The 11,794-nt window shown below is 62.6% G+C and carries 12 protein-coding genes; 9 read left to right on the top strand and 3 right to left on the bottom strand.

Annotation, left to right across the window (positions count from 1 at the left end; translation table 11 throughout):
- Positions 1-24 precede the first annotated feature (24 nt).
- Both ACIOVD_RS07175 and ACIOVD_RS07170 read right to left on the bottom strand, forming a co-directional pair.
- Entirely contained in the window at positions 25-1,122 is a 1,098-nt protein-coding gene (locus ACIOVD_RS07175) for a carboxynorspermidine decarboxylase (RefSeq protein ID WP_095170755.1), read from the bottom strand.
- Between the two features lie 569 nt (positions 1,123-1,691).
- On the bottom strand, positions 1,692-2,729 hold the full coding sequence (locus ACIOVD_RS07170) for an Ldh family oxidoreductase (protein ID WP_401126850.1): 1,038 nt from the start codon (positions 2,727-2,729) through the stop codon (positions 1,692-1,694).
- A 130-nt stretch (positions 2,730-2,859) separates the two neighbouring features.
- Between ACIOVD_RS07170 and ACIOVD_RS07165 the strand changes: the two genes are divergently transcribed.
- From ACIOVD_RS07165 to ACIOVD_RS07135, 7 genes are all read left to right on the top strand, one after another.
- Complete coding sequence (locus tag ACIOVD_RS07165; RefSeq protein ID WP_401126848.1) at positions 2,860-3,735, top strand: MurR/RpiR family transcriptional regulator; 876 nt, start codon at positions 2,860-2,862, stop codon at positions 3,733-3,735.
- Positions 3,736-3,748: 13 nt separating this feature from the next.
- Positions 3,749-4,504 carry a transporter substrate-binding domain-containing protein gene (locus ACIOVD_RS07160; protein ID WP_095170761.1) on the top strand — a complete coding sequence of 252 codons (756 nt, stop codon included), beginning with the start codon at positions 3,749-3,751 and terminating at the stop codon, positions 4,502-4,504.
- Between the two features lie 110 nt (positions 4,505-4,614).
- Positions 4,615-5,334: an ABC transporter permease gene (locus tag ACIOVD_RS07155; protein WP_095170769.1), complete on the top strand. Its 720-nt coding sequence runs from the start codon at positions 4,615-4,617 to the stop codon at positions 5,332-5,334.
- Positions 5,331-6,041 carry an ABC transporter permease gene (locus ACIOVD_RS07150; RefSeq protein ID WP_095170771.1) on the top strand — a complete coding sequence of 237 codons (711 nt, stop codon included), beginning with the start codon at positions 5,331-5,333 and terminating at the stop codon, positions 6,039-6,041. The genes ACIOVD_RS07155 and ACIOVD_RS07150 overlap by 4 nt, the downstream gene beginning before the upstream one ends.
- A gap of 51 nt (positions 6,042-6,092) precedes the next feature.
- Positions 6,093-7,334, top strand: coding sequence for an FAD-binding oxidoreductase (locus ACIOVD_RS07145; protein ID WP_159996689.1), 1,242 nt, complete (start codon positions 6,093-6,095; stop codon positions 7,332-7,334).
- A 17-nt stretch (positions 7,335-7,351) separates the two neighbouring features.
- A complete protein-coding gene (locus tag ACIOVD_RS07140; protein ID WP_401126845.1) occupies positions 7,352-8,140 on the top strand; it encodes an amino acid ABC transporter ATP-binding protein in 789 nt (262 codons plus the stop codon).
- Between the two features lie 109 nt (positions 8,141-8,249).
- Positions 8,250-8,702: a hypothetical protein gene (locus ACIOVD_RS07135; RefSeq protein ID WP_095170775.1), complete on the top strand. Its 453-nt coding sequence runs from the start codon at positions 8,250-8,252 to the stop codon at positions 8,700-8,702.
- 11 nt (positions 8,703-8,713) lie between these two features.
- Here ACIOVD_RS07135 and ACIOVD_RS07130 read toward each other — a convergent pair whose 3' ends face one another.
- Complete coding sequence (locus tag ACIOVD_RS07130) at positions 8,714-8,875, bottom strand: DUF2986 domain-containing protein (RefSeq protein ID WP_095170777.1); 162 nt, start codon at positions 8,873-8,875, stop codon at positions 8,714-8,716.
- 288 nt (positions 8,876-9,163) lie between these two features.
- On the opposite strand from ACIOVD_RS07130, the gene ACIOVD_RS07125 reads away from it, so the two are divergent.
- Positions 9,164-10,588 (top strand): FAD-binding oxidoreductase, encoded by a 1,425-nt coding sequence (locus ACIOVD_RS07125; protein WP_401126843.1) that lies wholly within the window; start codon positions 9,164-9,166, stop codon positions 10,586-10,588.
- A 67-nt stretch (positions 10,589-10,655) separates the two neighbouring features.
- Positions 10,656-11,738 (top strand): ABC transporter substrate-binding protein, encoded by a 1,083-nt coding sequence (locus tag ACIOVD_RS07120; RefSeq protein ID WP_095170782.1) that lies wholly within the window; start codon positions 10,656-10,658, stop codon positions 11,736-11,738.
- The last annotated feature ends 56 nt before the right edge of the window (positions 11,739-11,794 follow it).

Below are 11,794 nucleotides of genomic sequence, written 5' to 3'. Positions count from 1 at the left end.
TTCTCTCTCTCCTTCTGCGCCAGCTTACGAAAGGCTGGACAAGTAATCGTCGAAACCAAACTCACGAACCAGCTCGACACTACCATCGAGTTGTTTCACTACGATGGACGGCATTTTCAGGCCGTTGAACCAGTTTTTCTTGACCATGGTGTAACCCGCGGCATCGACAAACGACAGACGGTCGCCAATCGCCAACGGTGCAGCAAACTGATACTCACCAAAGATATCCCCGGCCAGGCAGGATTTGCCGCACACCATGTAGGTGTGTTCACCCTCGCTCGGCGCCAGCTTGGCGTTCAGGCGGTAGATCAGCAGATCGAGCATGTGCGCTTCGATGGAGCTGTCCACGACGGCCAGGTGCTTGCCGTTGTAGAGGGTGTCGAGCACGGTGACTTCCAGCGAAGCGCTCTGGGTGATGGCAGCTTCGCCCGGCTCCAGGTAGACCTGCACGCCGTACTTCTGCGAAAAAGCCTTGAGGCGCGCGCAGAACTGGTCGAGGGCATAGTCTTCACCGGTGAAGTGAATACCGCCGCCCAGGCTGACCCATTCGACCTTGTGCAGCAGGTGACCGAAGCGCTCCTCGATGGTGCACAGCATCTGGTCGAACAGGCCGAAGTCGCCGTTCTCGCAGTTGTTGTGGAACATGAAGCCGGAGATCTGCTCGATGACCGCCTCGACCTTGACCGGGTCCCACTCGCCCAGGCGGCTGTATGGACGCGCCGGGTCTGCCAGCAGGTAGTCGGAGCTGCTCACCTGCGGGTTGACCCGCAGACCGCGAACCTTGCCTTCGGACGCCTCGGCAAAGCGCTGCAACTGGCCGATGGAGTTGAAGATGATCTTGTCGCAGTTGGCGAGCATCTCCTCGATCTCATCGTCGGCCCAGGCCACGCTGTAGGCGTGGGTCTCGCCGGCAAATTTCTGGCGGCCGAGCTTGAGCTCGTAGAGCGAGGACGAGGTGGTGCCATCCATGTACTGCTCCATCAGGTCAAACACCGACCAGGTGGCGAAGCACTTGAGCGCCAACAGGGCCTTGGCCCCGGACTGCTCGCGCACGTAGGCGATCTTCTGCATGTTCGCCAACAGCTTTTGTTTATCGATAAGGTAGTACGGCGTCTTAATCATTTCGAGGCCTCCGGCAAGGCTAGCCAAAAAAGGATGCGCATTGTGCCTTCACTGACTGCAGATCGAAAGAGCAGAAAGTGTTTGCGCCCTGGCCAGGGCGTGGAAAGGGGTCAGTTATAACAGGGCGGGGGCATGCAGGGTGGCAGTTTCAACCCACCAAACCGGTGGGGGTGTCAGGTGCCATGGATGTTGACTGTGCCGGCCTCATCGCGGGCAAGCCCGCTCCTACAGTGATTTTGGCTGTTCACAGATTCTGTATACACCACATCAAACCTGTGGGAGCGGGCTTGCCCGCGATGGCGGTGTGTCAGGCGCCAGCGATGTTGGCTGTGCTGGCCTCATCGCGAGCAAGCTCGCTCCCACAATGAATTTGGTTGCTCACAGATTTTGTATACACCCATACCAAACCTGTGGGAGCGGGCTTGCCCGCGATAGCGGTGTGTCAGGCAACATAGATGTTGGCTGTGCTGGCCTCATCGCGAGCAAGCCGCAAGCGGGCGCTCGCTCCCACAATGAATTTGGTTGCTCACAGATTTTGTATACACCTGCAAGGTCGGATACACCTTTGCCTAGCGCGCGCTCGCCAGTTCACGCAGCCGCGCCAACTCGGCTGCAGGCAGGCTGATGCCATCGGCCAGGGATTTGGCCCGTTCCTGATACCGTCGGTCGCCTGGCATGCGTTGCAGGCCGACGCCGCGCATCTGCTGCACCAGTTCTTCGCTACGGCTGGCGAAGTGGTTGCCGGCGGTCTTGCTCGGATCGATCACGATCAGCAACTGACCGGTCCAGGGGGTTTGTGCCCCGGGATGGTTCGACCAGTCGAACTCGAACGAGAAGTTGCCGCCGGTCAGGGCCGCCGCCAACAGTTCCACCATCATCGACAGGGCCGAACCCTTGTGCCCGCCAAACGGCAACAGCGCGCCGCCGTTGAGGATAGCCTTGGGGTCCCGGGTCGGCTGGCCCAGGCTGTCGACGCCCATGCCCTCGGGCAGCAATTGACCCTGACGCGCGGCGATCTGCACATCGCCGTGGGCGATGGCGCTGGTCGCCAGGTCAAAGACGATCGGCTCGCCACCGGCACGCGGTGCGGCAAAGGCAATCGGGTTGGTGCCGAACAGCGGCCGTTGCGCGCCATGCGGCACCACGCAGGTCATGCTGTTAACCACGCTCAAGGCCACCAGGCCCTCTTCGGCGAAGGGTTCGACGTCCGGCCAGAGCGCGGCGAAATGGTGCGAGTTGCGGATCGCCAATACCGCGATGCCGGCACTGCGGGCCTTCTCGACCAGCAAGCTACGGGCTGCGGCCAAGGCCGGCTGGGCAAAACCTTTGGCCGCGTCGACCCGGACAAAACCCGAAGCCACATCCTCCACCACCGGCACGGCCCGACCATCCACCCAGCCACTGGCCAACGACGACAGGTAACCAGGAATGCGGAACACCCCGTGACTGTGGGCGCCGTCGCGCTGGGCGCTGGCACAGTTGTGCGCCAGTACCTGGGCGACTTCCGACGAGGTGCCGTGCTGTTCAAAGATGCGCTGCAGCAGCTCAGTCAGGTCGGCGAGTGAAAGGCTTTGCACTTCGGGCAAAGCGGTGTTGGCGTGGGACATTCTGAAGCTCCGGGCGATTTGTTGTTATGGGCGAACTATCCGGCGATGACAGTTATCTGTCAAATATTGACTTTATGACAGAAAACATCCATTTTCCTTCCCAAGCGCTGAATAACAACAGGAAACAGCCTTGAGCCAGCCCATCAAACAACGCCTTGAAAGCAGTCTGTCAACCGCCGCCGCCTCTGGCCGGGCGATTGCCAACTACATGCTGGCCAACCTCTATGAACTGCCGTTCCAGACCGCTGCCGACATTGCCGCGAAGTTGAACGTCAGTGAATCCAGCGTCGGGCGCTTCTGTCGCTCCATCGGCTACAGCCACTTCAAAGACCTGAAAAACGACCTCAAGGCCGACCTGGGCGATGGCCCGTGGCTGGTAGGCGACCGTTTGCAGGAATTCCGCCAGCAGGCCAGCCAGGGTCCGCAGGGCCTGCCCCGCAGCTTCGAGCTGGAAGTGGCGGCGCTGGTCAAGGTCTACGAATACAGCCTGACCCCCACCTGGCACGCCGTCAGCCAGCGCCTGGCCAGCCGGCGCAAGGTGTTCGTCGCCGGGTTCCAGACCGAACGGGGCATCGCCGCCTCCATGGTGCACTTGCTGCAGTACCTGCGCGATGACGTGCACTGGGTCGACGGCGCTGCCGGGCATTACGCCGACGTGCTGCTCAGCCTGCCCGATGACAGCGCCCTGGTGGTGTTCGAAGCCCGCCGCTATTCACGCCATGCCCTGACCCTGTGCCGCAAGGCCCGCGAGGCGGGCATCCCGGTGACGCTGGTCACCGACACCTTTTGCGACTGGGCCGAGCAGAACGCCGACGAAGTGTTCCGCGTGCCCACCGAGTTCAACCTCTTCTGGGAGTCGACCGCCGCGATGCTGTCGTTGGTGCACCTGCTGGTCAACGACGTCTGCAAACAGCTGGGCCCGGAAGTGGAAAAACGTCTTGCCGCCGTTGCGCTCCTGCACAACGAGTTCGTTGGATACACATCATCACCAAGCTCAAAACAATAAATCGAGGTGCTAGATGAAACACGTCATTCGCTTTGCCAGTGCATGTGCAATGGTCCTGGCCGGGGCCTCCGGCGCGCAGGCTGAAGTCCTGAAGATCGCCACCGAAGGCGCTTACCCGCCGTTCAACTATGTCGACTCGGACAACAAGCTGCACGGCTTCGATGTGGACATTGCCAACGCGCTGTGTGAACGCATGAAAGTCCAATGCAAGATCGTCGCCCAGGACTGGGAAGGGATTATCCCGGCGCTGATGGCGAAGAAATACGACGCCGTGGTTGCCTCGATGATCGCCACCGACGAGCGCAAGCAGAAGATCGATTTCACTAACCACTACTACCGCACTCCGCTGTCCGTGGCCGTGCCCAAGGACTCGGACATCTCCGACGCCCAGACCGATTTCAAAGGTCGCACCGTGGGTGCCCAGGCCTCCTCGACCCAGGCCATCTACGCCGAAGATCACTACGGCCCGGCTGGCGCCGACGTCAAGTTCTACCCGACCCTGGATGAAGCCAACAGCGACCTGGCTGCCGGCCGCGTCGACGGGGTGATTGCCGACAAGTTCCCACTGCTGGCCTGGATCGACAGCGCTGGTAAGGACTGCTGCAAGATCATCGGCGATGTCAACGGCACCACCGCCGACGCCTCCATCGCGGTACGCAAGGGTGACGATGCACTGCGCGAGCGTTTCAACAAGGCGCTGGATGAAATCGTCGCCGACGGCACCTACAAGAAGATCTCCAGCCGCTACTTCGCGTTCGACATCTACTGATCCCCTGCCCCCCAGGTCAGCCTGCGGGGCGTTCCTTGCCGACCTGCTGCACCGCGCGCCCACCGGCGGCGGTGCACGCGTGCGGGCCTAATTTACGAGAGGGTTCGAGCATGTTCGAAAACCTGTCACTGCTTTCCTTCGCCAGCGGCGGCTGGGGCTCAGCCTTGCTGGCCGGCGCCCTGGTGACCATCGTCCTGGCCTTGAGCTGCCTGCCGATCGGCTTGCCACTGGGGTTGGGCCTGGCCTTGGCCGCCCGCTCCCGACGTCGCTGGCCGCGCGCCATGAGCACGGTGTTTGCCACCGTGTTCCGTGGCCTGCCCGAACTGCTGACCCTGCTGATCATTTACTACGGCTGCCAGATCGGCGCGCAGAAACTGTTGTCGGTGATGGGCTACGAGGCTGAAGTGGCGATCAACCCCTTCGTCGCCGCCATGATCGCGTTCAGCCTGGTGTTCGCTGCGTTCTCCAGCCAGATCTGGCTGGGCGCCTTCAAGACCGTGCCCAAGGGCCAGTTCGAAGCCGCTGCCGCCCTCGGCCTGTCCCGGCGCACCACCTTTACCAAAGTGGTGCTGCCGCAACTGGTGCGCATCGCCCTGCCGGGCCTGTCGAACAACTGGCTGTCGTTGCTCAAGGACACTTCGCTGGTGTCGACCATCTCGCTGGTCGACCTGATGCGCCAGACCAACCTGGCCGTCAGCGTGACCAAGGAACCGATGTTGTTCTACACCGTGGCCTGCTTTGGCTACCTGTTCTTCTCGGCGATTTCCGGCCGCCTGTTCCAGTACCTGGAACAGCATTTCAGTCGCCATCAACGGAGCGTGCGCCCATGAGCCTGGCTGAATTGCAGAGTCTGTTCCTCAGCCCTGAGTTGCTGGAACGTTATGGTCCACGCTTCATCGACGGGCTGTTGGTCACCGCCAAACTGGTGGCTATTTCCTTCACCCTCGGTGCCCTGCTCGGCCTGCTGATTGCCCTGGCGCGGTTGTCGGGCAACCGCTTTCTCAGCCGTTTTGCCGGCGTCTATGTGTACTTCTTCCGTGGCTCGCCGCTGCTGGCCCAACTGTTCATGCTGTATTACGGCCTGGGTTCGTTCAAAGGCTTCTGGCAGGACGTCGGCCTCTGGTGGTTCTTCCGTGACGCCTGGTTCTGCACCCTGCTGGCGTTCACCCTGAACACCGCGGCCTATCAGGCGGAGATCCTGCGGGGCAGCATCATGGCCGTGGCCCAGGGGCAACGCGAAGCCTGCAACGCCCTGAGCCTGTCGCGCTGGACCACCTTTCGCAAAGTCGTCCTGCCGCAATCGCTGCTGGTGGCCATCGGCCCCCTGGGCAACGAACTGATCCTGATGATCAAGGCCAGCGCCATTGCCTCGCTGGTGACCATCTACGACTTGATGGGGGTGACCAAACTGGCCTTCTCGCGCAGTTTCGACTTCCAGATCTACCTCTGGGCCGCGGTGCTGTACCTGCTGATCGTGGAAGTGGTGCGACGCAGCCTCAAAGCCCTGGAAGGCCGCCTCGGCCGCCACTTGCAGTAAACCGGTTTTTTCTCGGGCTGCCGTGGGCGCCCCAGCATCAAGGATCTACCCATGCATTGCCAAACCATCGTTCTGGGCGCCGGGATTGTCGGCGTCAGTACCGCCCTCCAGTTACAGGCCCGTGGCCGCCAGGTGGTGCTTATCGACCGCCAGCAGCCGGGCAAAGGCACCAGCCACGGCAACGCCGGGCTGATCGAGCGCGCCAGCGTGATTCCCTATTCGTTCCCCCGCGAGCTGTCGAGCCTGCTGCGCTACGCCCGCAACCAGCAATCGGACGTGCGCTACAGCCTCAAGCACCTGCCCAAGGCCGGTCCCTGGTTGCTGCAATACTGGCGGCACTCCGGGGCCAAGGGCCTGGCCATGGCGACCAAGGCCATGCTGCCCCTGGTGGAACGTTGTGTCAGTGAACATGACCTGCTCTCGACGCCGGCCGGCATGGACCATTTGATCCAGGCCGGCGGCTGGGTCGAGGCCTACAGCTCGATCCCGGCTTTCTTCAAGGCGCAACAGGACGCCGCAGCACTGCAGCGCTTTGGCCTCAATTACCAGGTGCTCGACCGCGACGAACTGCGGGCGCGCCAACCCGGCCTGCACAGCAGCGTGATCGGTGGCATCCACTGGCTCGACCCCAAGACCGTCAGCGATCCCGGCGGCCTGACCCGTGGGTATGCCGAACTGTTCGTCGAACGCGGCGGCGTGTTTGTCCTCGGCGATGCCCTCTCCCTGCGCCAGGGCGAAGGCAAATGGCAGGTACAGACCGAGCAGGGCCTGGTGCTCGGCGACGAAGCCGTGGTCGCCCTCGGCCCGCAAGCCCGGGGCGTCTTCGAACCCCTGGGCTACAAGATTCCGCTGGCGATCAAGCGCGGCTATCACATGCACTATGCCGCCCTGCCAGGCAGTTGCCTGCAACAACCCTTGCTCGACCCTATCGGCGGTTACGTGCTGGCGCCGATGGTGGGTGGCGTGCGTCTGACCACCGGGATCGAGTTCGCCGACAGTGACGACCCGATCAACGAAATCCAGTTGCGCCGCTGCGAAGAGCTGGCGCGCAAGTTCTACCCGCTGGGCGAACGCCTGGACGCCGAACCCTGGCTGGGCCGCCGCCCGTGCCTGCCGGACATGTGCCCGGTGATCGGCCCGGCAGCGCGGCACCCGGGCCTGTGGTTTAACTTCGGCCACGCCCACCACGGCCTGACCCTCGGCCCGGTCTGCGGCCGTTTGCTGGCCGAAATGATGACCGGCGCCACCCCGTTCACCGACCCTGCCCCTTACAGCGCCGAGCGCTTCCATTGATTGCCGGAGACCCGACCATGCCTGCCCTCTCTGCCCGTATCGATACGCCGCTGGCCGTGCAACCCGACACCCGTAAGGTAGTGGTGGATATCGCCGCCCTGAACAAGTTCTATGGCGCCTTCCATGTCTTGCACGACATCAACCTGCAAGTGCGCGAAGGCGAACGCATCGTCCTGTGCGGGCCTTCCGGCTCGGGTAAATCGACCCTGATCCGCTGCATCAACCGCCTGGAAATCGCCGAGAAAGGCCGGATCCTGGTGAATGACACCGACCTGTCCCAGAACACCCGCGAGGCGGCCAAGGTGCGCAGCGAAGTGGGCATGGTGTTCCAGCATTTCAATCTGTTCCCGCACATGAGCGTGCTCGACAACTGCACCCTGGCACCGATCTCGGTGCGTGGCCTGAGCCGCAAGAAAGCCGAGGAACTGGCCGAGCACTTCCTGCAGAAAGTCGGGATCGCCAGCCAGGCCGGCAAGTACCCCAGCCAGCTTTCCGGCGGCCAGCAACAGCGCGTGGCCATCGCCCGGGCGTTGTGCATGGAACCGAAAATCATGCTGTTCGACGAGCCCACTTCGGCGCTCGACCCGGAGATGGTCAGCGAAGTGCTGGACGTGATGGTGAAACTGGCTGGCAGCGGCATGACCATGCTCTGCGTGACCCACGAGATGGGCTTTGCCCGGCAAGTGGCCGAGCGCGTGCTGTTTCTCGACGGTGGCCAGATCATCGAGGACGCCCCGCCGGAAGACTTCTTCAACGCCCCGAAAAGCCCACGGGCCAAGGCCTTCCTGGCGCAGATCGTGCATTGACACAGGCCAGGCCCGCAGGGTGCTGCGGGCCTGACTGACGAACGTCAGGCGACTATTGGGCCATACCCGCTAATCTCCCATGGCAATTCTTCAACACTGGAGGTTGGTCATGAATCCCAGATATCCACTGGTCGCACTGCTGGTCAGCGCGAGCCTGTTTGGCTGTACCACGTCAAGCGAGCACGGGATCAGCATTCCCCTGGCGGCCACTCGGCACAACGTCGGGCAAATCGCCAATACCACCCTGGCCAATTGGGACCAGAACACCGGGTTCGACTTTTTCATCAGCGGCGTGCCCACCGGCACCTCCCTGCCCCTGCGCATCTACACCTTCATCCATAAGGGCAGTTGCCAGCAGCCCGGCCCGGTGGCCTATGCGATGAACGACAAGGTCAATACCGAACGCGCCGCCGTTGCCGGCTGGACTTTTTCCAGGAGCGCCGCCATCGCCCTGCCGGAGTTGCTGGCCGGCCAGTACTCGATCGTCCTGCGATCGGCACCGGAGGACGGCAACCTCGATCTGTTCTGTGGCGATATTCCCCAGGGCGGCACAGCAAAATAGTCGAGGCGCGATCAGCTCTCGACCGGGCTGCTTGGATCCTGACTGGCTTCAGCCGCCAGCTTCAAGCGGTCGGCTTTGCTGATGTACTTGTCCTTGTTGACTGGGGCCAGCTTGGCGCTGGCCTTTTTCGCGTGGGCTTTTAACAGCTGCTTGATTTTCTTACGGCGATTCATGGTGCTCTACTCAGGGTGACAATGGCGCGATGGTAGCAGCTTGCGATATTCAAGCTGGTGCTCGTGGCACCGCCTGAGTCGATAAAGTTGCCCATCAGCGATCACCCTCCTCCCTTCCCGCCTGGTTCCGGCAGCGCAATGGGCGCTCCGTTGCCCGGCCGCGAGCCATATCTAAAAACGACATACCTAAAAACGACACACCCCAGAATCCCTATTGCCAATGAGGGGAGAAGCGCTCTACTATTTTTGCAATTACTTTAATTGCATTGAGATTACTGGAGTCAGCGAATGTCATTGGTCGACGAGCTCATCGCTCTGCTTGGTGCAAACAACCTGATTACCGACGCCGGCGAAATGACCGCTTCCCTTGAGGACTGGCGTGGGCGCTACCGTGGTGCGGCGCTGTGTGTCGCCCGTCCGGCCAGCACCGCAGAAGTGGCGGCGGTAGTGGCCTGCTGTCACCGGCACCGCGTGCCCGTGCTGCCTCAAGGTGGCAACACCGGCCTGGTCGGTGGTTCGGTGCCGCCTTCCAGCGGGCCGGCTCCGGTGATCATCAATCTGCAGCGCATGCGCCGCATCGGCCTCGTCGACCCCGTCAACAACTCCATCGAAGTGCAGGCCGGCTGCGTCCTGGCTAACGTGCAGCAAGCGGCGCGGGACGCCGGACGCCTGTACCCGGTCAGCCTGGGGGCCGAAGGTTCCTGCCAGATCGGCGGCACCATCGCCACCAACGCCGGGGGCATCTCCGTACTGCGTTATGGCAACACCCGCGACAACGTCCTGGGCATTGAAGTGGTACTGGCCGATGGCACCATCTGCTCGGAACTGCGGGCCCTGCGCAAAGACAATACCGGCTACGACCTCAAGCATCTGTTCATTGGCTCCGAAGGCACCCTGGGGATCATCACCGCCGCCGTGCTCAAGCTGCATCCCCTGCCCACGCGCTGCGCAGTGGCCTGGGTCGGCGTCAGCAGCCCGGCCCAAGCGATCGAGCTGCTGGTGCTCACCCGCCAGCTGTCGGGCTCATCGCTGTCGGCCTTCGAGCTGATGAACCAATTGCAACTGGACCTGGTAGTGGAGCACGTGCCACAGCGCCGCTCACCGCTGGATACCCAGCATCCCTGGCACGTGCTGATCGAGCTGGCGGATACCGCGGGCAGCGCCGACCCCGAGGCGGCCCTTACGGCCATCCTCGAGCAGGCGTTCGACCAGGCCATCGTCGACAACGCCAGCATCGCTTCCAGTCAAGGCCAGCAGGCCGCCATGTGGGAACTGCGCCACAGCGTGTCGGAAGCCAACAAGAAAGGCGGCATCGGCCTGACCACCGATTGCGCCGTGCCGGTGTCCACCATCGCGACCTTCATCGAGCGGGCCAACGCCGCAGTGGCGAAGCTTGCCCCGCAAGCGCAGATCGTGATCGTCGGGCACATGGGTGACGGCAACATTCACTACATTCCGTTCTTCCCGTTCGCGGTCTGGGACGGACTCGAGCAAACCGAAGCCCTCGCCCGTGAACTGCGTCGTGCGGTCAATGACGTGGCCGCCGAACTGGCCGGCACCTTCAGCGCCGAACATGGCGTCGGGCAAACCTCGCTCGATGAAATGCATAACTATAAATCCGCGGCTTCGCTCGCCCTGATGCGGGCGATCAAACACGCCGTCGACCCCCTTGGCCTGTTCAACCCGGGCCGACTTATACCGCCTGAAAAATAAAACCCACAACAAACATCCCTAGTGACGATAGCGACTATCGACAATATCGCGAAGAGAGGTCAGGAGTATGGGCAACAACATTAATAACTGGTCACGCCGCAGCGTGCTCAAGGCCAGTGTGGTCGGGGCCGTCGCACTGTCGACGAGCAGCATGTGGTCGTCCTTGCGGGCGCAAACCAAACGCATCGTGGTGCGCGATGATGGCGGCGTCTACACCAAGGCCTACACCGAGGTGTTCTATCGGCCGTTCCAGGAGGCGACGGGAATCGAGGTGATTGGCGTACAGGCCAACGCCGAACCGACCGCGCAGATCCTGTCGATGGTCGATGCCGGTTCCTACACCTGGGACATGGCCAAGATCAGCCAGCCGGCAATCAAGATGCTCACCCAGGGCCAGAAGAAATACCTCGAGGCCCACGGCCTGGGCAACGACCCCATCGTGGCGCAGATGCCCGAGCACTTCATGTCCGAGTACGGAGTCGGCACCAACGTCTACACCACCGTGCTGGCCTATCGCAAGGATGCCTTCGAAGGGCGCCAGGCGCCTACCTCCTGGAAGGACTTCTACGATGTGCAGGGTTTCCCCGGTCGCCGCGCCCTGCGCCGTCACCCCTTCGACACCATCGAGCAGGCACTGCTGGCCGACGGAGTTGCCGTGGCCAACGTCTACCCCTGCGACCTGGAACGGGCATTCTCGGCACTCGACAGAATCAAGAATGACGTCTCGGTGTTCTGGACCAGTGGCGCGCAAGTCGAGCAATTGCTGGTGTCCGGCGAAGTCGACATGGTGCCGGTCTGGGTCTCGCGTGCGCAATCGGCCCGCAGCTCCAATGCCCCGGTCGGCATCGTCTGGGACCAGAACATCTGGGGCCTGGACAGCTGGGCCATCCTGGCGGGCACGCCCAACGCCGCAGCCTGCCGCGAGTTCATCAAGTTCACCTGCGACCCCGAGCGCCAGGCTGCACTGACCAAGTATTTCCCCGCCGGTGTGACCCATCCCCGGGCCTTTGACTTCATCGACCCGGCCGTGGCCGCCGATTGCCCCTCCTACCCCGACCACATCGCCAAGGGGCTTCCGATCGACGCCCAGTATTGGACAGAAAAACAGGGCACGGCGCTGGAACGCTATAACGCATGGCTCCTGAGCTGACCCCGCTGACGGGTCCGCCACGCGGCGGGCCCGATATTTCCTGTCCCTTGTCTTCA

Origin of the sequence: Pseudomonas sp. NPDC087626, assembly GCF_044743405.1 — a bacterium.
Classification (GTDB): Bacteria; Pseudomonadota; Gammaproteobacteria; order Pseudomonadales; family Pseudomonadaceae; genus Aquipseudomonas.
Note: the sequence above shows the minus strand (reverse complement) of the source record. Positions and strands in the feature narration are given on the sequence as shown.